This window comes from Photorhabdus laumondii subsp. laumondii, from assembly GCF_003343245.1.
GTDB lineage: Bacteria > Pseudomonadota > Gammaproteobacteria > Enterobacterales > Enterobacteriaceae > Photorhabdus > Photorhabdus laumondii.
The window spans coordinates 3,016,888-3,038,822 of the sequence record NZ_CP024901.1; the positions used below are offsets into that span (position 1 = coordinate 3,016,888).

General features: G+C 42.2%; 20 protein-coding genes. 11 read left to right on the top strand and 9 right to left on the bottom strand.

The annotated features are described in order from the left end of the window. The first annotated feature begins 341 nt into the window (after nucleotides 1-341). Nucleotides 342-1,262, top strand: a complete 921-nt coding sequence (ttcA, locus tag PluTT01m_RS13245) for a tRNA 2-thiocytidine(32) synthetase TtcA (protein ID WP_011146797.1) — start codon at nucleotides 342-344, stop codon at nucleotides 1,260-1,262. Nucleotides 1,263-1,773: 511 nt separating this feature from the next. Here ttcA and zntB read toward each other — a convergent pair. Further along, nucleotides 1,774-2,757: a zinc transporter ZntB gene (zntB, locus tag PluTT01m_RS13250; protein ID WP_011146799.1), complete on the bottom strand. Its 984-nt coding sequence runs from the start codon at nucleotides 2,755-2,757 to the stop codon at nucleotides 1,774-1,776. A gap of 16 nt (nucleotides 2,758-2,773) precedes the next feature. Further along, nucleotides 2,774-4,396 carry a peptide ABC transporter substrate-binding protein gene (locus PluTT01m_RS13255; RefSeq protein WP_011146800.1) on the bottom strand — a complete coding sequence of 541 codons (1,623 nt, stop codon included), beginning with the start codon at nucleotides 4,394-4,396 and terminating at the stop codon, nucleotides 2,774-2,776. 173 nt (nucleotides 4,397-4,569) lie between these two features. Here PluTT01m_RS13255 and tpx point away from each other — a divergent pair, with 173 nt between their 5' ends. Then, on the top strand, nucleotides 4,570-5,073 hold the full coding sequence (gene tpx / locus PluTT01m_RS13260; RefSeq protein WP_011146801.1) for a thiol peroxidase: 504 nt from the start codon (nucleotides 4,570-4,572) through the stop codon (nucleotides 5,071-5,073). A 37-nt stretch (nucleotides 5,074-5,110) separates the two neighbouring features. Here tpx and tyrR read toward each other — a convergent pair whose 3' ends face one another. The 6 genes from tyrR to pspA all read right to left on the bottom strand — a co-directional run bounded on the left by tyrR (nucleotide 5,111) and on the right by pspA (nucleotide 10,758). Beyond that, a complete protein-coding gene (gene tyrR, locus PluTT01m_RS13265; protein ID WP_011146802.1) occupies nucleotides 5,111-6,694 on the bottom strand; it encodes a transcriptional regulator TyrR in 1,584 nt (527 codons plus the stop codon). Nucleotides 6,695-6,950: 256 nt separating this feature from the next. Further along, nucleotides 6,951-8,015, bottom strand: a complete 1,065-nt coding sequence (locus PluTT01m_RS13270; RefSeq protein WP_011146803.1) for a YcjF family protein — start codon at nucleotides 8,013-8,015, stop codon at nucleotides 6,951-6,953. Beyond that, a complete protein-coding gene (locus tag PluTT01m_RS13275; RefSeq protein ID WP_011146804.1) occupies nucleotides 8,012-9,409 on the bottom strand; it encodes a YcjX family GTP-binding protein in 1,398 nt (465 codons plus the stop codon). Before PluTT01m_RS13275 ends, PluTT01m_RS13270 begins: the two co-directional genes overlap by 4 nt. Nucleotides 9,410-9,475: 66 nt before the next feature. Continuing rightward, nucleotides 9,476-9,829: an envelope stress response membrane protein PspC gene (gene pspC, locus PluTT01m_RS13280; protein ID WP_011146805.1), complete on the bottom strand. Its 354-nt coding sequence runs from the start codon at nucleotides 9,827-9,829 to the stop codon at nucleotides 9,476-9,478. Next, nucleotides 9,829-10,047, bottom strand: a complete 219-nt coding sequence (gene pspB / locus PluTT01m_RS13285; protein ID WP_011146806.1) for an envelope stress response membrane protein PspB — start codon at nucleotides 10,045-10,047, stop codon at nucleotides 9,829-9,831. Before pspB ends, pspC begins: the two co-directional genes overlap by 1 nt. 36 nt (nucleotides 10,048-10,083) lie before the next feature. Then, entirely contained in the window at nucleotides 10,084-10,758 is a 675-nt protein-coding gene (gene pspA, locus PluTT01m_RS13290; RefSeq protein WP_011146807.1) for a phage shock protein PspA, read from the bottom strand. 181 nt (nucleotides 10,759-10,939) lie between these two features. Between pspA and pspF the strand changes: the two genes are divergently transcribed. The 9 genes from pspF to gstA all read left to right on the top strand — a co-directional run bounded on the left by pspF (nucleotide 10,940) and on the right by gstA (nucleotide 20,762). Then, nucleotides 10,940-11,944 (top strand): phage shock protein operon transcriptional activator, encoded by a 1,005-nt coding sequence (pspF, locus tag PluTT01m_RS13295; RefSeq protein WP_011146808.1) that lies wholly within the window; start codon nucleotides 10,940-10,942, stop codon nucleotides 11,942-11,944. 257 nt (nucleotides 11,945-12,201) lie between these two features. Beyond that, on the top strand, nucleotides 12,202-13,866 hold the full coding sequence (gene sapA, locus PluTT01m_RS13300) for an ABC transporter substrate-binding protein SapA (protein ID WP_011146809.1): 1,665 nt from the start codon (nucleotides 12,202-12,204) through the stop codon (nucleotides 13,864-13,866). Next, nucleotides 13,863-14,828: a putrescine export ABC transporter permease SapB gene (sapB, locus tag PluTT01m_RS13305; RefSeq protein WP_011146810.1), complete on the top strand. Its 966-nt coding sequence runs from the start codon at nucleotides 13,863-13,865 to the stop codon at nucleotides 14,826-14,828. Before sapA ends, sapB begins: the two co-directional genes overlap by 4 nt. Next, nucleotides 14,815-15,705, top strand: a complete 891-nt coding sequence (gene sapC / locus PluTT01m_RS13310; RefSeq protein ID WP_011146811.1) for a putrescine export ABC transporter permease SapC — start codon at nucleotides 14,815-14,817, stop codon at nucleotides 15,703-15,705. Before sapB ends, sapC begins: the two co-directional genes overlap by 14 nt. Then, nucleotides 15,705-16,697, top strand: a complete 993-nt coding sequence (gene sapD, locus PluTT01m_RS13315; protein WP_011146812.1) for a putrescine export ABC transporter ATP-binding protein SapD — start codon at nucleotides 15,705-15,707, stop codon at nucleotides 16,695-16,697. The genes sapC and sapD overlap by 1 nt, the downstream gene beginning before the upstream one ends. Further along, nucleotides 16,698-17,507, top strand: a complete 810-nt coding sequence (gene sapF, locus PluTT01m_RS13320; RefSeq protein WP_011146813.1) for a putrescine export ABC transporter ATP-binding protein SapF — start codon at nucleotides 16,698-16,700, stop codon at nucleotides 17,505-17,507. 174 nt (nucleotides 17,508-17,681) lie between these two features. Beyond that, complete coding sequence (gene fabI / locus PluTT01m_RS13325; RefSeq protein ID WP_011146814.1) at nucleotides 17,682-18,470, top strand: enoyl-ACP reductase FabI; 789 nt, start codon at nucleotides 17,682-17,684, stop codon at nucleotides 18,468-18,470. Nucleotides 18,471-18,904: 434 nt separating this feature from the next. Next, complete coding sequence (locus PluTT01m_RS13330) at nucleotides 18,905-19,663, top strand: hypothetical protein (protein ID WP_011146815.1); 759 nt, start codon at nucleotides 18,905-18,907, stop codon at nucleotides 19,661-19,663. Nucleotides 19,664-20,156: 493 nt separating this feature from the next. Further along, on the top strand, nucleotides 20,157-20,762 hold the full coding sequence (gstA, locus tag PluTT01m_RS13335; protein WP_011146816.1) for a glutathione transferase GstA: 606 nt from the start codon (nucleotides 20,157-20,159) through the stop codon (nucleotides 20,760-20,762). 96 nt (nucleotides 20,763-20,858) lie between these two features. Here the strand turns inward: gstA and pdxY are convergent, their stop codons facing one another. Then, a complete protein-coding gene (gene pdxY / locus PluTT01m_RS13340; RefSeq protein WP_011146817.1) occupies nucleotides 20,859-21,722 on the bottom strand; it encodes a pyridoxal kinase PdxY in 864 nt (287 codons plus the stop codon). Nucleotides 21,723-21,935: the final 213 nt, after the last annotated feature.

Sequence of the window (21,935 nt, forward strand, 5' to 3'; positions counted from 1 at the left end):
CAGTTCCAGTTTTTCACGGCTAACAACCCGCTATCATTAGCAATAGGGAAGATTTATCTAATAGTTTAATAAAGTTTACCGGCTGATAATTGACATTCTGAATAACAGCCAGACCATGATTGAATTGCAACACCGTAATTTGATTTTCATCTCCATTCTGATATCGGTTATCAACAGAATTTAGAGTATGAGCGATCCTCATTTTCCATACAGAAAAAACTATTAATTGATCAGCATTAACAGGTAAAAATAAGCGGAATCTATCACAAACTCTTTTAAGGTGTCAGGCCATAAAAATGGTATACTCCTTCCCCTAAATCCCATTTAAACATTATCTACGAGTGTCCGTGGTGGATCAAAAACAACAATATAATCTGAACAAATTACAGAAGCGTTTACGCCGTGATGTCGGTCAAGCAATCGCTGATTTCAATATGATTGAGGAAGGCGATCGTATTATGGTCTGCCTTTCTGGTGGTAAAGACAGCTATACCCTGCTATCTATCCTGCAAAATCTGCAAAAAAGTGCTCCGGTTAATTTTTCACTTGTTGCAGTTAATCTGGATCAGAAACAACCCGGCTTTCCTGAGCATATCCTTCCCGCTTATCTGGGTGAACTGGGTGTCGAATATAAAATTGTCGAAGAAAACACTTATGGCATAGTGAAAGAAAAAATACCCGAAGGTAAAACAACTTGTTCACTCTGTTCCCGCCTGCGCCGTGGCATTTTATATCGTACAGCCACTGAGTTGGGCGCAACGAAAATTGCATTAGGCCATCACCGTGATGATATTTTGCAAACCCTATTTCTCAACATGTTTTATGGCGGCAAACTAAAAGGTATGCCACCAAAGTTGATGAGTGATGATGGTAAACATATTGTCATTCGCCCTCTCGCTTATTGTCGCGAGAAAGATATTGAGCGCTATGCAACCGCCAAAGCATTCCCGATCATTCCTTGTAATCTCTGTGGTTCGCAACCCAATCTGCAACGCCAGGTTATCAAGGATATGTTACGGGAATGGGATAAGCGTTATCCGGGCAGAATTGAAACCATGTTTCGTGCAGTGCAAAATGTTGTTCCGTCACATCTCAGCGATTTTAATCTGTTTGATTTTAAGAGTATCACTCACGGCAGCGAGGTGATTGATGGTGGTGATCTCGCCTTTGACCGCGAGGAATTACCCATGCAACCCGTTGTTGATATAGAAGATCAACCCAATTATCAATCAGAACGGTTGGATATTATTGAAGTCAAATAGTTATTCTTACTACCTATACCCTATGGATTTCAAGATGGATCGCGACGGCAAGGGAGAGAATCCCCGGGAGCATGGCAAACGATGTGACCGGGGTGAGCGAGCGCAGCCAACAAAGAGGCAACTTGAAGGATAACGGGTATATCCCAATAGGACTATTGGAGTAGGCTCTTAATCACACCGCTCTGGATATACTTCAGAGCGTTAATTTCTGCTTCTCTTTCACTTTCGCCTCGATTTTTTTATTTTCCTAAAACAACAAATGAAAAATAAAAAAAGCCGATATTATAAAATAATATCGGCACAAGAATGGGCAATTATTCTGTATAAAGACTTATGTGAGAAAAACTACAATTACGGAGAACAACGTTCATCGCTTAACGTTGTTTTCACCTGCGAGAGCTATCATGCCTCAATGATGTCTAGTGAATATTGATATATCTCAAATTAAGAATCAATTTTGGTAACACTTTATCGCAGTTATGTTTTATCTCTCCAAATAACTCTTTAATCCTCACAACCATTTACTTTTCTTTAACCACCACGCAACAAATAAAACCAACCCGAATAACAATAAGCAAAAGATAGCAAAACCTAAATAATATTCATTGCCAGGAATACCACCAAGGTTGACACCAAATAATCCGGTCAGGAATGTTGTCGGTAAAAAAATCATAGCAAGTAATGACATAGTATAAGTACGCCGATTCATCGCATCCGCCATCATCGATGTAATTTCATCTGAAATAATTGCCGTGCGAGCAATACAACCATCCAAATCATCCAATTCTCTTCCCAAGCGATCAGATATTTCCTGCATTCGGTAACGATCTTCATCACTCATCCAAAGTAATTTTTCACTCGCAAGCCGGGCAAATACATCTCTCTGAGGTGCCATATAACGACGCAGAATAATCAATTGTTTACGCAACAAAGCTAACCCACCCCGCCCAGGTATCCGTTGCTCAAGAATCATATTCTCAAGCTCAATCAGATTGTCATGAAGATCTTCAATAAAATTACCCACTTCATCGGTTATTGCATCAACCATTTCAACCAACCAATGCCCGGTCGTTTTCGCACCTATACCATTTTGTAAATCACTCAGTACCTGTTCAAGCGAATGAACTTTACGATGGCGACTGGAAATGACGATCTGAGAATTAATATAAATACGAAATACCACTAATTGATCAGGGCGTTCACTCTCACTGTTATTAATTGTTCGAAATGTAATCATCGTACCATCGCCGGTACGCATTATTTTCGGCCTAAGACTCTCTCCAGCCAACCCCGCTTTAACCGTTTCTGGTAACAAATCAGTGTCCATTAGCCAGCGGTAGCTCTTGGGGTTACGGTAATCCAAATGTTGCCAAAAAGGTTGAACTGGTGTGGCTACTCCATTCATGTCAATTGGTGTCATGCCGCCTTGACCATCAAACTGACAAGCATAGACTGCATCAGCCTCTTTCAATGATGAGCCATAAATGGTTTCCACATCCAGCTCCTTACCCTTAGTGTTTAATTATGTACATAGTATGACTATATGCCACGTCTTCCGGATTGGTGATCGGGTATCCTTTTAACCAAGGTTTTATCAACCTGCCGTTAGTGTACTGATAAATCGGTGCAATAGGTGCCTGTTCAGCAATCATTTGCTCCGCTTTGTTATAGTCATCGTTTCTTAAGCCATCATCTGTTCGCAAACTAGCAGATTGTAGTAGTTTGTCGTAATTTGCCTGATGGAATTTAGCAATATTGCCACTATGCGTTGAAGTTAGCAGGCTTAGAAATGTCGAGGGCTCGTTATAATCACCCACCCAAGATGCACGAATAACATCAAAATTGCCTGTGTTACGGCTATCAATATACGTTTTCCATTCCTGATTCACCAAATTCACTTGTACACCCAACTTTTTCTTCCACATAGAAGCAATCGCAATCGCAATTTTTTGGTGATTTTCGGAATTATTATAGAGTAGAGAAAGTTTCAGTGGATTGTTCGGACCGTAACCCGCCGCGTGTAACAAAACTTTAGCCTGTTGGTCCAATTCTGCTTGCGTATGTTGTTCCATGTCACTGATCACAGGATGGAAACCCGCGGTCACATCCGGCGTAAAATGCCAGGCAGGTTTCTCCCCTGTCGCCAAGACTTTTTCCGCAATAATTTTACGGTCAATGGTCATAGAAAGCGCTTTACGCACTCTGGCATCATTCGTTGGTGCACGTTGGGTGTTAAAAGCGTAATAATAGGTCCCCAACTGATCCGGCGTATAGACTTGCCCAGATAATTCATGCTGCAATTTTTTATACATATTTTTCGGGAAGGATTCGGTGATATCCAAATCATCCGCCAGATAGCGTTTAGTCGCGTGCGATTCTTGATTAATGGGTACGAATGTGACTTTGGTCAGGACGGTTTTTTTATGATCCCAGTAATAAGGGTTTGATGTCAGAACGATTTTCTCATTAACAATTCTATCATGTAATTCGAAAGCCCCATTCCCCACCAAATGACCAACCTTTATCCACTCTTTCCCATATTTTTCAACTACTTTCTTATTGACCGGATAGAGACTGAAATTCGCAGTCAGGTTGGGAAAATAAGGCACAGGCCGGTTTAACGTCACCTTTAATGTGTGCTTGTCAATGGCTTCAACACCCAGTTTTGCTGGTAGCAGTTTACCGTCAATAATTTCCTGAGCATTTTCAATACCTGCTAGTGCGGCAAACCAAGCAAAAGATGACGTATTAGCCGGAGTGACCAACCGCTGCCAACTATATACAAAATCTGTCGCGGTAACGGGTTCGCCGTTTGACCAACGGGCATCAGAACGCAGGGTAAAAAACCAAGTTTTGTTGTCTGCTGTTTTCCACGCTATTGCTACACCGGGAATCGCATTGCCATACGCGTCCTGATTCACCAGCCCTTCAAACAGATCACGCTGAACTTGCGCCTCGGTCAAACCCACGGCATTAATCGGGTCTAAGGATGCCGGTTCGTCTTTTAGGTGACGAACCAGTTCCTGTTTGTCATTAAGCTGAGTGCCAGAAGGAACTTCCGCAGCAAAAGCAGAAACGGTGATAAGAGAACTATTGATAAGTAGTGCACAAGAAATCAAATTGAAATAGCGCATAAGGTAATAATCTGCCCTGTTATAAAATAGATATCCCATTACTAAATTATAAGCCATTGTCAGAATGACACAATCAGACAATTTTACTCTCACAAGCACTATTTTTGATGGGCAAGAGCCGAATATTCTTCTACACTGGGCAATCGTGGTTCATTTATCAGAGGAAGAAAACTATGACACAAACAGTAAAATTTCAAGGCAATGATATCTCCGTAAGCGGCCAGTTCCCAAAATCAGGGGAAAAAGCGCAAGATTTTACTCTGACAGCCAAAGATCTCTCCGATGTCTCTCTTAGCCACTATGCCGGAAAGCGTAAAGTGCTGAATATTTTCCCAAGTATCGATACCGGTGTTTGTGCGGCATCAGTACGCAAATTTAATCAGGTAGCGAGTGATTTGGAAAATACCGTCGTACTGTGCATTTCTGCCGACCTGCCTTTTGCTCAGTCCCGTTTCTGTGGTGCGGAAGGGTTATCAAATGTCGTCACGCTGTCTACCCTGCGTGGCGGTACTTTCAGTGAAGATTATGGCGTTGCCATCAGCGGTAGTCCTCTGAGTGGTCTCACAGCCCGTGCAGTCATTGTGCTTGATGAAAGCGATAACGTGATTTATAGCCAACTGGTTGATGAAATCACTAATGAGCCAGATTACGATAGCGCACTGGCCGCACTGAAATAAATCCCATGATTTATGCCCACTTCCGGTGGGCATTGTTTTATTCGTCACCATCCGGCTCATATTCGGTAGCATGCTTCCTGCTACTCAGACCGTATTCTCTCAATTTATTGGCAATCGCAGTATGCGATACCCCAAGACGTTTAGCCAGTTTACGCGTGCTGGGATAGTGCCGATAAAGACGCGTTAACACCGAACGTTCAAAACGTTTACTGATTTCATCCAGAGAACCATTGAACACATCTTCACTAAAAGAAACCTCTGTTTCAAACTCTGGCAGTTGTATATCCCGCGGCGTCAACTCCATATTTTCAAGCTGAGTCAGCGCCCGATAGATGGCATTTTGTAACTGCCTTACGTTACCGGGCCAACTGTAACTCGTCAGAAAGTGGGAAAGTTCAGGGGACAATTTCGGTTTCGGTACTCCCTGTTCTTCAGAAAAACGCTCAATAAAATACTCCACCAGCGGCATAATATCTGTTTTACGATCACGCAACGACGGGAGCGTAATCGCCAACACATTAAGGCGATAATAGAGATCTTCGCGAAATTCCCCTCGTTGCACCAATTCAACCAGATTTTTTTGTGTCGCACAGATAACTCTGACATTCACTTTGACTTCATTTTCTTCCCCTACTCGGCGGAAAGTACCGTCATTAAGAAAACGTAGCAGCTTAATTTGCATCTGTGGCGACATTTCACCAATTTCATCCAGTAAAACCGTGCCACCATTAGCCTGCTCGAAGAAACCTTTCTTTCCTTCAATCGCATTAGGATAAGCGCCAGCAGCATAGCCAAACAGTTCACTTTCTACTACATCATCCGGCATCGATGCGCAGTTCAACCCCAAAAAGGGCTGCTTTCCGCGTAAGCTGTGCAAATGACAGGCTTTTGCCAGAATATCTTTGCCCGTTCCTGTCTCGCCAATCAGCAACAGTGGCGCATCCAGCATCGCCATTTTACGCGCCTGCTCAATAATCTGAGCCATTTTTGGGCTAACAGCGATAATCGCCTTAAACTCACTACCATCATTGACAGTCAGTTTTTTCAGTTGATTCCCTATTCGAGCAGCAGATTTGAGCATAATCACTGTGCCAACACATTGCATTTTCTGCTTTTCATCCATCAGTTGAATAGGCGTAATATCCATCAGGTAGTCCAGACCTTTGAGCGTTATCCTTTCCACACGTTGCTGGATATTTTTATTTTCAAACCAGCGCGAAAAATTATAACCGCTGATAAACTGCCCGATAGGTTTTTGATAAGTTTGTTCTTCACTAACACCAAATAGCTTAAACACCGCAGAGTTAGCAAGCTCAATATTTCCTTTCAGATCAACTGAAAAAACAGGCTCAGGCAAGGATTCCAACAGTGCACACATCGCTTTGTGTTCTCTTTCTGAAGGCATAAAAGAGACGGTACGAACATCAATAACACCATTAATCCGGCGAATTTCTGCCATCAATTTACGAAATACATTGAAATCAACTGGTGAAAAATTAAGGTAAATCCGGCCGATTTGAGATATTTCTATCCCTTTTAAATCAATATTCTCTAATACCAGTAGATCGAGCAGTTCACGGGTCAGCCCAATTCGATCATGGCAAACAACTTCTAAGCGCATCTGTTTTGACCTTATTTACATTAATACATATAATTTTTTAAAATACTACTCTCTACAATTATTCATATGAAGCATTCTGTCAGTAAAAATTGACCGGACTCCGGTTTTTTAATGTCGCAAATAACATAGCATTTGAAACTTTCACTAAAATAAACAAATTGTAAGATTGATTATAAAACAAATTAATAAAATAACGTAAAAGATTGTCGTTATCTGGATATTTTGTGCGTTCATATAGAATTAAAGCATATATCATTTAATTAACTATATTCTTAGACTTATTTGGCAGGATATTCTTAAGTTGAGTGATTAGCTGACGACGGAAATCTCCTAATTTAGGTTTATCACCTTCTATCCAAGGTAATGGCCTACATAATTCCATCGCTTTGATACCCAACCGGGCAGTCAGTAAACCGACACCGATCCCTTGAGCAGCTCTGACAGAAAGGCGCGCAGCGATATCCTGCGATAACCAATCCATACCCACTTCCCGCACCACTTCTGAAGCACCAGAAAAAACAATATTCAGCAAAACAAGGCGGAAGAGCCGAATACGACTGAAATATCCCAGTTCAATACCATATAGAGCTGCAATACGATTAATTAGCCGGATATTACGCCAGGCAATAAATGCCATATCGACAATGGCCAACGGGCTAACTGCTATCATTAATGCTGATTCCGCAGCACAGCGGCTGATTTCAGCCCTGACTTGAGAATCCAAAACAGGTTGAACCCATTTACTGTACAACACCACCACTTCACGATCGTTATGTGTATCATGTAAAGCAGCCCGCCAGCGCTGTAACGCCGGGTTATGCTGTTCGATACCCGCTTGACTTGCCAACTTCTCGCAAAATTCCCGCCCTTTACCCACGCCATGATGTTGCAATAACGCTCTCGCAGTATCACGTTCCTCAGACCTCACTCTTAGCCGATAAAGACGATGCCACTCACTGACAAGAGAACCTATTCCCGCAAAGACAATCATGCTCCCGGCGGCCGCTACACCTAATGCGCTCCAATCCTGTTGCTGCCATGATTGATAAATCCACTGCACAAACTGAGCAACCGCACTCAGCCCCAATAACATCAGAGAACCATATACCATTTTACGCCAGCCACTACGCTTAGGTTTCAGTGCTGCATTAACTATCCCTTCTACCTGACCTTCGCGTTCTTCAGCCTCAAGTTCTGGTGAAGCAGGACAAAAATTCGCTGTCTCTTTTTCATTAAAGATCTGGGCAGGCTTTAAGACCGGCTCTTGTGGCCCCGATAAGGATTCTGCAAAGTCAATTCTTGGCTTCAAAGGCTCCGTCATTTCACTTTATCTCCCACTAAAAACTCCAGCACGGTATCCAACCGGATATGAGGCAATGGTGTATCAACATTTACCGGACAAGGGCTAAACTCCTCGAAGGAGAAACCCTGTTTTTGCCAGAAGTTATCCTCAGGTAAACGCCGTGGCACCTCTCCGGGAAAAAATGTCAGCGGCTTACCATCTGTAAGCCGATATCCTTTCAACGCCGGAATACTTTCACCATTGTGTTCAATCATGCCACTTTCTGTCGCCCGTACCGATGCCAGGCCAACACAATCCATGCTGATACCTTCAAAAACCGCATTTTGTCTGGCTTCCTGAACCAATTGCTGGAGTAAAGAAACCAAATTAGCATGCTGATCTGCGGTAACGTGATCGGCCTTACTGGCAGCGAACATTAATTTATCAATACAAGGGGAAAACAGGCGGCGGAAGAGCGTTCGTTTACCATAATGAAAACTTTGCATTAATTGTGCCAGCGCCAAACGCATATCATTAAATGCTTGTGGCCCACTGTTTAATGGCTGTAAACAATCTATCAACACAATCTGCCGATCAAAACGTAGAAAATGCGCTTTATAAAACCCTTTCACCACCGACTGGCAGTAATATTCAAAGCGCTGACGCAGCATACCGATATTCGTGTGTCTATCTGCCTGAGCAAATCGTGACTCAGTGATAGGGTTGATATCCGGCCACGGGAAAAATTGTAAAGCCGGAGCGCCCATCATATCGCCGGGCAGAACAAATCTCCCCGGCTGAATAAAATGTAAGCCTTGCTCTTTGCATTTAATCAAATATTCCGTATAGGACCGAGCAATAGTAGCCAACAGATTCTCATCTGCGGGTGCCAGTGGATCGCACTGTTGACAAAGTTCCAACCAAGGTTTTGCCCATTCAGCTCTTTGTCCCTGCAATAAGCTATTCATCTGATGTGACCATGCCAAATAGCTTTGCGCCAACATCGGTAGATCCAACAGCCATTCGCCGGGATAATCCACAATTTCCAGATATAACGTGGCAGTGTCTTTAAAATGGCGCAGCAGAGAATCGCCAGAACGGTAACGAAGTGCCAGACGGATTTCACTGACACCTCGCGTCGGGGTCGGCCAGGCAGGTGGTGTGCCGTAAAGTGCGGTCAACCCTTCATCATAAGTAAAACGAGGAACGCCTAAATCACGTTGAGGAACCCGTTTTACACCCAACAAGCGACCGTCGCGTACAGCAGAAAATAGCGGCAATCGAGCACCGCTATGGAGGTTAAGTAACTGATTAACCAAAGATGTGATAAACGCTGTTTTACCACTACGACTTAATCCTGTTACAGCTAGCCGTAAATGGCGATCCATCCCACGATTAACCAGCGCAGTTAATTCATTTTGTAGCCGTTTCATGTCTCTCCTGTGAGAAGTATTACAACAATTTTTTTGTATCAGCCGAGCCATAGGTAATTTTTGCTATCAAAGCTGCCTGAAACGGCTGCGAACGCTGAACGTTTCTGAGGTGATATAACGCTCCATTTGGCGCAGACGAATCTCTCCCGATTTCAATTGATAGTCGATTTCATTCAGCAAGTTTTGTGCTGAAAAATGGGCCTCTTCGGTATATTCCGAGGGTGCCGGATCAAGGACGAAAACCAGTACAATATAAGCAACAACCACAAAACCAAACAGGCCAAAGAAGAGCGACAATACCGCGATGGCTCGAATTAAACGTACTGGTACATCAAAATAATAGGCCAACCCAGCACAAACACCTTTAATTTTACCCTTTTCGGGTATTCGATACAGTTTCCGGCGGTTACCATTCGACATTATGATTGCCTCCAATCAGGATGTTCCGCATCCAGAATATCTTCCAATGTTTTGATTCGTGCCTGCATATGTTGAACACGCTCTGCCAGACGCTGAATTTCATTCTGATCTAACTGGCTTTGATTGGAATTCCGGCTGTTATAATGCAACCACAACCAGATGGGTAACACAAAAAGTACAAAAATAGTCAGCGGAATGCCAAGAAATATAGAGCCCATCACTTTTCCTTAATGGTGAGTTGAGTGCACCAACATTTAATGTTGTTCTTTATTAGCATTTATTTTAGCCTTCATTGCCGCTAACTGCGCACTGATTTCATCGTCTGCTTTTAATTCAGCAAACTGTTGATCCAACGATTTTTGTTTTCCCATGCCCACGGCTTCTGCTTCCGCTTCCATATGATCGATACGGCGCTCAAATTGTTCGAAGCGAGCCATTGCCTGATCAATTTTACCGCTGTCTAGCTGATGACGAACCTGTCGGGAAGAGGCGGCCGCCTGATGACGCAAAGCCAACGCCTGCTGTCTTGCTCGGGTTTCGCTAAGTTTGTTTTCAAGCTCAACAATCTCCCCTTTCATTCGCTCAAGTGTCTCTTCCAGTATGGTCAATTCGTGTTTCAATGTATCCACTAAAGTAGCCACTTTCTGCTTTTCAAGCAGGGCGGCCCGCGCCAAATCCTCTCTCTCTTTATTCAACGCCAGTTCCGCTTTTTCCTGCCAATCGTGCATTTGTTGTTCACCTGCGGTAATGCGGCGAGATAACTGCTTTTTCTCTGCCAGAGCACGGGCGGAAGTTGAGCGAATTTCAACTAAAGTGTCTTCCATCTCCTGAATCATTAGACGAATCATTTTCTGCGGATCTTCCGCTTTATCCAGTAATGAAGAGATATTGGCATTCACGATATCAGCAAAACGAGAAAAAATACTCATAGCAAATTATCCTCTTTGGTTAAGGTTGGTTAATACTATTCATGTCACTTCTATCCTATCAAGAGTCGTGCCAACTTTTTATTTACTCTATTTTCATGAAATATAAATAAATTTTTTTATTTAACTTTTTATCACAACATAATAAAGTGGCTAAAATAACCAATTGTCGGTGAAAATAACCATGAATGACGCCACAGAAAACCTATTGGGTGAAGCAAACAGCTTTCTTGAAATTCTGGAGCAGGTATCCGCGCTGGCAAAATTAAGCAAACCCGTTATCGTGATTGGGGAACGCGGAACCGGCAAGGAGCTGATTGCCCGCCGTTTACATTATTTATCTCCCCGCTGGCAAGGCCCATTTATCTCCCTAAACTGCGCGGCGCTGAATGAAAATTTATTGGATTCAGAGTTATTTGGTCATGAAGCTGGCGCATTTACCGGGGCACAAAAGAGGCACCAAGGAAGATTTGAACGTGCTGATGGAGGAACGCTATTTCTTGATGAATTGGCAACCGCACCAATGCAAGTTCAGGAAAAGCTATTGCGTGTCATTGAATATGGGCATCTTGAACGCGTTGGCGGCAGCCAATCATTACAAGTCGATGCTCGGCTGATATGCGCAACCAATGATAATCTGCCCGCAATGGCAGCTAAGGGGCAATTCCGCGCTGATTTGCTCGATAGGCTGGCTTTCGATGTGGTTAATATCCCACCATTGCGGCAACGGCAGCAGGATATCATGTTGTTAGCGCAACATTTTGCTATTCAGATGTGCCGCGAACTTGATTTACCCCTATTTCCCGGTTTCACTGACCAGGCAAGGCAACAGTTACAGAATTACACGTGGCCCGGTAATATTCGTGAACTGAAAAATGTTGTGGAACGATCGGTTTATCGTCACGGCGAAAATTCTGCTCAACTTGATAATATTATTATTAATCCATTCGCCTCCACACCACATTTTATTGCCAATGTTGATGATAGTCATGATTTATCTCCACAACTTCTGCCTTCATTGCCTGTTAATTTGAAACAGTGGCAACATGACAGCGAACGACAATTAATAGCGTTATCATTAAAAGAGAGCAGATTTAACCAAAGAAAAGCAGCAGAGAAACTACGACTGACCTATTATCAATTACGAGGCTTAATGAAGAAACATGATATCAACGTCGGCGAGAAGTAATCCGAATTACAGATAAAAAAAAGCCAGCACCCGAGCTGGCTAAAAAACACTGGAAGCAATGTGAGCAATGTCGTGCTTTTCCTGAGATAACAAAAGCTGTTTCCCGGAAGAGCGATACAGATGATAATGGTTATCAATACGTTTTGTAAAGCACTTTATTGAGAATTTTTCTCATTACCATTCCCGCAGCGTTTTTTTGGGCTCAAGCGCGAATTGAGATACAATGTGTCAATTCTAATTAATAACAGATGCCCTATATGCGCAGTTTGATTTATTGGATCATATTATCCCTTTCAGCACCGGCTATTGCAGAAACAATAACTACGCCTGAAAAAAATCCCCACGTTCCGACTGACATTCAGCAACAAGGGTTCATTTATTGTGTTAATGGCAACCTGAACACCTTTAATCCCCAACTGGCTAGCAGCGGTTTAACTGTCGATACACTGGCAGCACAACTCTATGAGCGTCTGCTAGATGTTGACCCTTATACTTATCGCTTACTCCCTGAATTAGCCTCCCATTGGGAAATACTGGATAACGGTGCTACCTACCGTTTTTATTTGCGCCATAATGTCTCATTTCAATCAACAGACTGGTTTACTCCGACCCGTAACATGAATGCTGATGACGTCATTTTCAGCTTTAAGCGTCTGTTTGATAAGCAACACTATTATCACAACGTCAATGGCGGGCATTACCCCTATTTTGACAGCCTCCAACTGGCCGATTCTATTCAAAGTATCCGTAAACTTAATGAATATACGGTGGAATTTCGTTTGAACGAACCAGATGCTTCTTTTCTTTGGCATTTGGCAACCCACTATGCCCCAATACTTTCACAAGAATATGGGCAACAATTGCATCAAATGAATCGCCATGAACAAATTGACTGGAAACCTGTCGGCACAGGCCCATTTATGTTGGAAGATCATCGGACCAGACAATTTATCCGTCTGGTTCGTCATGATAAATACTGGAAAGGCAAACCACAAATGCGCCAGATAGTTATTGACGTCGGTGCCGGCGGCACCGGCAGGATGTCTAAACTTTTAACCGGTGAATGTGATGTATTAGCGTATCCCGCTGCCAGTCAGCTTACTGTTTTACGAGATGATCCTCGCCTGCGTCTAACTTTACGCCCAGGAATGAATATCGCTTATCTGGCTTTCAATACCAGCAAGCCACCGCTTGATAAGCTACAGGTTCGGCAAGCTATTGCTTACGCTATTAATAACCAACGGCTGATGCAATCCATCTATTATGGTACGGCGGAAACCGCCTCATCAATTTTACCTAGAGCGTCATGGGCTTATGATAATCAAACTGAAATTACGGAATATAACCCAGAAAAATCCCGTAAAATACTTAATGATCTCGGATTGAATGGCTTGCAATTGAGTTTATGGGTACCTTCCGCCTCTCAATCATATAATCCAAGTCCACTCAAAATGGCAGAACTGATTCAGGCCGATTTAGCCCAAGTTGGTATTACCATGAGCATCAAACCTGTTGAGGGCCGCTTTCAGGAAACCAAACTGATGGATAAATCTCACGATATGACATTATCAGGCTGGTCAACTGACAGTAATGACCCAGACAGTTTTTTCCGTCCACTATTAAGTTGTGCGGCTATCGCTTCACAAACAAATTTCAGCCATTGGTGTGAGCCAACATTTGATAAAATTTTGCGGGAAGCTTTGATTAACCAGCAATTATTATCCCGAATTAAATATTATCATGCGGCTCAACAAGTCCTTGAGCAGCAATTACCTATATTACCATTAGCCTATTCTCTGCATTTACAGGCCTACCGTCATGATATTAAAGGACTAGTACTCAGTCCATTTGGTAATACCTCTTTCGCTGGCGTTTATCGGGAAAAAGAGACTAACCAAATCAATCAGAAGGGTAGCAAATGATTATTTACACTCTCCGCCGTCTGCTATTGCTGATTATTACCCTGTTTTTCTTGTCACTGATAAGCTTTAGCCTAAGTTACTTTACCCCCAATGCGCCACTCAGCGGGGCATCCCTATTTGATGCTTATATCTTCTATTTCAACAGCTTATTACTATGGGATTTTGGCGTATCCAGCATTAATGGTGAACTTATCAGCGAACAACTACGGGAAGTGTTCCCTGCCACCATGGAGCTCTGTATTCTGGCTTTCTCTACCGCCTTACTCGTCGGCATCCCCCTCGGGATTATTGCGGGAGTATGGCGTAACAAACCCGCGGATACTGTTATCATCTCCATTGCTTTGGTCGGATTTTCCATCCCGATTTTTTGGCTAGCATTATTACTCACGCTATTTTTCTCTCTTTATCTCGGCTGGCTACCTGTCTCCGGGCGCTTTAATCTGCTATATCAGATTGAACCTGTAACAGGTTTCTCATTAATTGATGCCTGGTTATCAAAATCACCCTATCGTAATGAGATGATCATTAGTGCCATACAACACTTGCTGCTGCCCGTTATTACACTCGCCGTTGCACCGACAACCGAAGTTATTCGGTTGATGAGAAACAGTACAGAAGAAGTTTTTGGTGAAAACTATATCAAAGCCGCCGCAACCCGCGGTTTATCAAGGCTGACAATTATCCGTCGTCATGTGTTACACAATGCATTGCCCCCTATCATTCCGAAACTAGGATTACAATTTTCCACCATGCTGACACTGGCAATGATGACAGAACTGGTATTTAACTGGCCGGGGCTTGGTCATTGGTTAGTCAGTGCCATTCGCCAGCAAGATTATTCCGCCATTTCTGCCAGTGTTATGGTGATTGGCACACTGGTGATTTCTGTCAATGTTCTGTCTGATATTATTGGCGCAATGACTAACCCTCTGAAGCATAAGGAATGGTATGCCCTTAGATAATTTTTATCGTGAAAAGAAAATGCCGTCACCGATAAAGGTCATCTGGCGCTTTTTCTATTCTGACATGTTGGCAATGATGGGATTTTATGGGGTGCTGATTCTGATCGCCCTAAGTCTGTTTGGTGGCTATCTGGCCCCCTATAAGCTCGATCAACAATTTCTTGGTCATCAGTTGCTGCCACCTTCATGGTCATATCACGGTAATATCGCATTTTTTCTAGGTACCGACGATCTTGGACGCGACATTCTCAGCCGATTACTAATAGGTACCGCCTCTACATTCGGTTCAGCGCTGTTAGTCACTTTGGCCGCCGCTTTATGTGGTCTGATTATCGGCTGTCTGGCAGGCATGACACGAGGACTGAAATCCGCGGTGCTCAATCATATTCTCGATACATTACTCTCTATCCCATCACTCTTGTTGGCAATTATTGTCGTCGCCTTTGTGGGTGCCAGTTTGCAGCATGCAATAATCGCTATTTGGTTGGCGCTATTACCACGTATCGTTCGCACAGTTTACAGCGCTGTTCACGATGAGCTAGATAAAGAATATGTTATTGCCGCTCGCCTGGATGGCGCTTCTAATTACCACATTCTATGGTACGCCGTATTACCCAACATTACCGCCGCCTTGGTCAACGAGCTAACACGCGCCATTTCTATCGCCATACTTGATATCGCTTCACTGGGTTTTCTCGATCTTGGTGCCCAACTTCCCTCACCCGAATGGGGGGCCATGTTGGGCGATTCACTGGAGCTAATCTATGTTGCGCCCTGGACCGTTATGTTGCCCGGCGCGGCAATTATGTTCTGTGTCTTGTTAGTCAATTTATTAGGTGATGGATTACACCGAGCAATTAATTCCGGGGTGGAATAATGCCATTACTCGACATTCGCAATCTCACTATTGAATTTATGACTGCCAAAGGGCCGGTTAAAGCGGTTGATCGCGTCAGTATGTCACTGATAGAAGGCGAAATACGCGGTCTGGTTGGTGAATCCGGCTCAGGTAAAAGCTTGATTGCCAAAGCAATAAGCGGAGTCACTAAAGATAATCTCAAAGTGACGGCTGACCGTTTTCGCTTCGATGATATTGACCTGCTCCGTCTGACTCCACGTCAGCGCCGAAAAGTGATCGGCCACAATATCTCAATGATTTTTCAGGAGCCACAATCCTGTCTTGATCCTTCTGAAAATATTGGTCGGCAACTCATTCAAGCTATCCCCTGCTGGACTTACAAAGGCCGTTGGTGGCAACGTTTCAAATGGCGAAAACGCCGGGCTATTGAATTACTCCACCGTGTGGGAATTAAAGATCATAATGACATCATGAGTAGCTTCCCTTGCGAGTTAACGGAGGGAGAGTGCCAAAAGGTCATGATTGCTATCGCATTGGCGAACCAACCACGCCTGCTGATTGCAGATGAACCAACCAATGCGATGGAACCGACCACACAAGCTCAGATTTTCCGTCTGTTAGCACGATTGAATCAGAACAATAACACCACCATTTTACTGATAAGTCATGACTTGCAAATCATGAGCAAATTGGTGGATCGCATTAATGTTCTGTACTGTGGTCAAACGGTCGAAAGCGCCGTTCCCGATGAATTACTGGTAACACCACACCACCCTTACACACAAGCGTTAAGCCGCGCTATCCCTGATTTTGGTAGTTCTTTGCCCCATAAAAGCAGGTTAAACACCTTATCAGGCGCTATTCCATCCCTTGAGCATTTACCCATTGGCTGCCGTTTAGGTCCGCGTTGCCCTTATGCGCAAAAAACGTGTATTGAAACACCACGGTTGCGGGTGATTAAAAACCACGCTTTTGCCTGCCACTTTCCACTAAATCTGGAGGAACAGTAATTGGTTAATACTCTGCTAGAAGTTAGGAATTTGGCTAAAACTTTTCGCTATCGAACAGGTTTTTTTCATCGTCAACATCTCAATGCGGTAAAACCCGTTAGTTTTACCTTAAAAGCTAAACAGACGCTGGCGATTATTGGTGAAAACGGTTCTGGAAAATCAACACTGGCAAAAATGCTTTCAGGCGTCATCGAGCCAACTTCCGGCGAAATCATGATCGAAGGCCATAAACTCACTTACGGTGATTACAGTTATCGTAGCCAACGCATTCGTATGATATTTCAGGACCCAAGTACGTCGCTAAATCCTCGTCAGCGTATTGGTCAAATTCTTGATATTCCCCTTCTGCTTAATACAGCGCTTAATACAATGGAGCGGGAAAAACGGATCAACCAGACATTGCGACAAGTTGGCCTGCTACCGGACCATGCCAATTATTATCCACATATGTTAGCCTCAGGCCAGAAACAGCGGGTAGCACTGGCGCGCGCATTGATATTACAACCTCAGATTATTATTGCTGATGAGGCATTAGCATCACTCGATATGTCTATGCGATCTCAAATCATTAATCTGATGTTGGAATTACAGGAAAAACAAGGTATTTCTTACCTCTATGTCACCCAGCATCTTGGCATGATGAAACATATCAGCGATCAGGTGCTGGTCATGCATCAAGGGGAAGTTGTTGAGCGGGGAAATACAGCAGAAGTGTTGGCTTCTCCTCTGCACGATATGACCCGCCGTTTAATCGCTAGCCATTTTGGTGAAGCACTCACCGCTGATGCCTGGCGGCAGGATATTCCTTAACATATAGAAAACGATAATCACTGCTCGGAGCAGAACGCAAAATACAGCATATTTCTCTCTAGCGTGATAGAATTACTGGGTTTATTAACAATAAAACGTCATATTGATATTGTCTCTGTGAGCAATTTTAATCCATGAATATCATTACCGGCGTTATCACACAAGGATACTGTTATGGGTTTTATGACCGGCAAGCGCATTCTGATCACTGGCGTCGCCAGTAAACTCTCCATCGCTTATGGCGTTGCAAAAGCAATGCATGACCAGGGAGCTGAGCTGGCTTTCACTTATCAAAATGACAAGTTGAAACCTCGTGTTGAAGAATTTGCTGCTTCCCTAAATTCTACTATCGTTCTGCCTTGCGATGTAGCTGAAGACGAAAGCATTGAAGTCCTGTTCACCGAACTGAGCAAAATTTGGCCGAAATTCGATGGTTTTGTTCACTCCATTGGCTTTGCACCTGCTGATCAACTGGATGGTAACTATGTCAGTTCCGTTACCCGCGAAGGCTTTAGAATCGCGCACGACATCAGCTCTTACAGCTTTGTTGCTATGGCAAAAACTTGCCGTGAAATGCTGAACCCAAATTCTGCTTTACTGACTCTCACCTACCTGGGAGCAGAGCGCTCAATCCCTAACTATAATGTAATGGGTCTGGCAAAAGCATCTCTGGAAGCTAACGTTCGTTATATGGCTAACGCCATGGGCGCTGAAGGTATTCGTGTTAACGGTATCTCTGCCGGGCCTATCCGTACTTTGGCTGCGTCTGGTATCAAAGATTTCCGTAAGATGCTGGCTCACTGTGAATCCGTTAACCCAATTCGCCGCACTGTAACAACTGAAGATGTTGGTAACGCCGCGGCATTCTTGTGCTCGGATCTGTCCGGCGGTATTACCGGTGAAATCCTGCATGTTGATGGTGGTTTCAGCATTGCCGCAATGAATGAACTGGAATTGAAATAATCTGATTAATAATCAGTAACTTTTAATTCATGAGGCCAAGGCCCGAAAAGCCTGTTTTTCGGGCCTTTTATTATCAATAAAATAAATAGATTAATCACTTCATTAAATCATCACTAATAGGTAAAAATTAATTTTAAATCAAAATATAAAAAACAATTGGAGAGAATTATTAAAACCTTTGTAATTAAAGAGTTAAATGATATTACCTTATAATTGTTTTACCGAAATAAAAAATATCATCTTGTTTCCTTGCACTAATCAGTAATATGTCCTTTAATATAATCAACAACTTAATTTCATAAAGTCGATTATCAGTTCAATATTTTTAGTACAATATTTTATTTTTATTATCATTTTAACCTTTTAGTTTTAATATTATATTTCATGATTTCATACAATTTAATCATATTTATTATTTTAGCAAGGTGCATAAAATGAAAAATGATTTTTTAATTATATCCAATATGTTTAAATCAATTACCAATATAAAATTACCAGAATGCCTGAAAAATTATGATCTATCCCAAGAAATTGCAGCTTCTTGGAATGAATTTAGTGGATCATTATATCGCTGGCCATCCACATTGGAAGATTATGAATATGCATATAATTCCGATGAACAAGATATTGATAGAATTATTAAAAATATACACAAAGCAACAACTTATTTAGGTTCACTTAGCAGTGGATATTTAGGTCATGGTTATATTGCCAGAGTCAATCATGCATTGAAAGAAATTCAATCAGATTTTAGTAAGCTAGACGGTTTCATCTCAAAATTGCCACAACCCTTTGAAATATCTCAAATTGATTTTGAAAGTAAGAAAAACTTCGCAGAAAAAACACATATAAAAATACAACAATTATTAAAAAATATTCCAGATGGCGAAGATAAAAAACAAATATATAAACTCTCTTTATTGATGGAAGAAATCACTTTAAACATACCAGATATTTCATTTAGTCTTAGAAATATAAACAATTCAGTCAATAAACTTAATGGACAAATAAAAGCAATTAATAATATTTACAATGAGTTAGTCGAAAACTTTAATGAAGAAAATAAAAAAGATATTTTCACGAGAAACTATAGGCAATGCATGGTCTATTTTAGTGATTTTACAAATAAATTCAATTTATTTTCCTATGATTACAAATCATTTAACAAAAATAATATATTAATTATCTTATAATCAATATAAGATGAATTTTTGCAACTATCAATAATCGCCATTATTTATTCCATATAATATAATCAGTTGTAAAATATGCTATATACCCGTCATCTTTCAAGTTGCTTCTTTGTTGGCTGCTCTCTCTCACCCCGGTCACATAGTTATCTATGCTCCCGGGGATTCGTTCCCTTGCCGCCGCAATGCATCTTGAAATCCATAGGGTATATAACACAAAATACGGGGAAGTTTTGGATAAGTAATTCCATCCAAAACTCTCCTTAAATTTCTAGATTAATGCAACCAATCTACTTGAAAATAACGATAAAAAAACTAATAAATCACTTCTATAATAGAGTATAGAAAAGAGTTATTCACGATACCATCACACCACCTTATATCTATTTAATCATTCATTTATTTCCATCTATCGTGGTAGTATATATCAAGGCTATAGCAATGCCTTACTGAGTTCCTTTGTTCTATTATATCGAAAATTTTTAAGGAGCCATACATGAAACTTTATTACCAACCTGGAGCTTGTTCTCTCTCACCTCACATCATACTCCGTGAAGCAGGGCTTGATTTCAGCGTGATTAAAGTTGATCTGAAAACCAAAAAAACGGAGAACGGCGACGATTTCTTCGCAATCAATCCAAAAGGCCAGATACCCACTCTTCTGTTAGATAACAATGAGATCCTCACCGAAGGCTCTGTTATTGTCCAATATATTGCCGACCAGAAACCGGACAAAAAATTAATTGCACCAGCCGGAACGATGGAACGATATCGTCAACTTGAATGGCTTAGCCATATTTCCAGTGAAATTCATAAAGGATTTTCACCTCTGTTTTTTCCAGGAACACCAGAAAATTATCGTCCTGTTGCGGTTAATAATCTACTGAGAAAATTCAAGTACATAGATGAAGTATTAGCAAAACAGCCATACATTGCCGGGGAGCATTTTACTGTTGCTGACGCTTACTTATTCACTCTCAGTAATTGGGCACCTTTAGTGCAATTGGATCTATCTGATCGGGTTCATCTTAAAGCTTATCAAGAGAGGATTGCAGAACGTCCAAATGTTCGTGATGCACTGAAAGCGGAAGGGTTAATTTGATTTACAGATAAAAGAACCGTTCCACACAATATCAGTGGAACGGTTAAATATCTTTACCCGTCATCTTTCAAGATGCATCTTGAAATCCATTGGGTATTAATCTAACTGTATTGCCCAAAATTTATGATTAGGTGCCACCATTCTGTCCTGAGCAGCCACAATCTGTAGTTCGTATTCGCCCATCTCTTTGGTTGTTACCATCACTTCATAAACCGCAGCAGCGACATGTTCGAGGGCGGTTTGTAAAGACTCACCTTTTAATAGATTAACCAATAACAAGCCGCTGGTTAAATCACCAACACCCACTGGCTGCCGTTCGCCAAAGTCCACCAAAGGCCGACTCACATGCCAGCTATGTTCTTTAGTCACTAATAGCATTTCAAAACGATCAGTCCGATAACCCGCGCGACTAAGGTGTTTAACCAGTACAATATCCGGCCCTTTATCACATAGTGTCCGAGCAGCCATAACAGCCTGTTCTACATTAGTCACTTTCTGCATACTGAGTGTTTCAAGCTCCAGCAAATTTGGCGCAATGATATCACTTACAGGAAGTGCATCTTTACACAAAAATTCAGCCACCCCAGGCACAACAATACAACCTTTTTCTGGGTGCCCCATAACGGGATCACAGAAATACCAAGCATCGGGATTCACCGCTTTTACCCGTTTTACTATGTCGATAATATGGCCCCCTTGCTCCGCTGAACCGATATATCCACTCAGTACTGCATGACAAGATTTGAGCTGTTCAATTTCTTCAATGCCCTGAACGATTTCAGTAAGATGGTTAGCCGGCATAACACACCCTTTCCATTGAGCATATTGGGTGTGATTTGAAAACTGTACTGTGTTCAACGGCCATACGTTTACCCCCATCCGACGCATAGGGAATTCCGCAGCGCTGTTACCAGCGTGACCAAAAACAACATGAGATTGAATTGAAAGAATATTTTTCACAATGACGGCCTATATTTTTATTTTGGTTTCTATTTATAAGATTAAAGTCACAGTAAGAATATACCCGTCATCTTTCAAGTTGCCTCTTTGTTGACTGCACTCACCCACCCCGGTCACATAGTTTTCTATGCTCCCGGGGATTCGCTCCCTTGCCGCCGCGATGCATCTTGAAATCAATAGGGTATGTAAGAAAATGGGCAACATTATTGTTGC

Coding starts and splice junctions, on each gene's coding strand:
- PluTT01m_RS13255 (WP_011146800.1), bottom strand. CDS start 4,396: ATGCGCTATTTCAATTTGATTTCTTGTGCACTACTTATCAATAGTTCT.
- tpx (WP_011146801.1), top strand. CDS start 4,570: ATGACACAAACAGTAAAATTTCAAGGCAATGATATCTCCGTAAGCGGC.
- tyrR (WP_011146802.1), bottom strand. CDS start 6,694: ATGCGCTTAGAAGTTGTTTGCCATGATCGAATTGGGCTGACCCGTGAA.
- PluTT01m_RS13270 (WP_011146803.1), bottom strand. CDS start 8,015: ATGACGGAGCCTTTGAAGCCAAGAATTGACTTTGCAGAATCCTTATCG.
- PluTT01m_RS13275 (WP_011146804.1), bottom strand. CDS start 9,409: ATGAAACGGCTACAAAATGAATTAACTGCGCTGGTTAATCGTGGGATG.
- pspC (WP_011146805.1), bottom strand. CDS start 9,829: ATGTCGAATGGTAACCGCCGGAAACTGTATCGAATACCCGAAAAGGGT.
- pspB (WP_011146806.1), bottom strand. CDS start 10,047: ATGGGCTCTATATTTCTTGGCATTCCGCTGACTATTTTTGTACTTTTT.
- pspA (WP_011146807.1), bottom strand. CDS start 10,758: ATGAGTATTTTTTCTCGTTTTGCTGATATCGTGAATGCCAATATCTCT.
- pspF (WP_011146808.1), top strand. CDS start 10,940: ATGAATGACGCCACAGAAAACCTATTGGGTGAAGCAAACAGCTTTCTT.
- sapA (WP_011146809.1), top strand. CDS start 12,202: ATGCGCAGTTTGATTTATTGGATCATATTATCCCTTTCAGCACCGGCT.
- sapB (WP_011146810.1), top strand. CDS start 13,863: ATGATTATTTACACTCTCCGCCGTCTGCTATTGCTGATTATTACCCTG.
- sapC (WP_011146811.1), top strand. CDS start 14,815: ATGCCCTTAGATAATTTTTATCGTGAAAAGAAAATGCCGTCACCGATA.
- sapD (WP_011146812.1), top strand. CDS start 15,705: ATGCCATTACTCGACATTCGCAATCTCACTATTGAATTTATGACTGCC.
- fabI (WP_011146814.1), top strand. CDS start 17,682: ATGGGTTTTATGACCGGCAAGCGCATTCTGATCACTGGCGTCGCCAGT.
- PluTT01m_RS13330 (WP_011146815.1), top strand. CDS start 18,905: ATGAAAAATGATTTTTTAATTATATCCAATATGTTTAAATCAATTACC.
- gstA (WP_011146816.1), top strand. CDS start 20,157: ATGAAACTTTATTACCAACCTGGAGCTTGTTCTCTCTCACCTCACATC.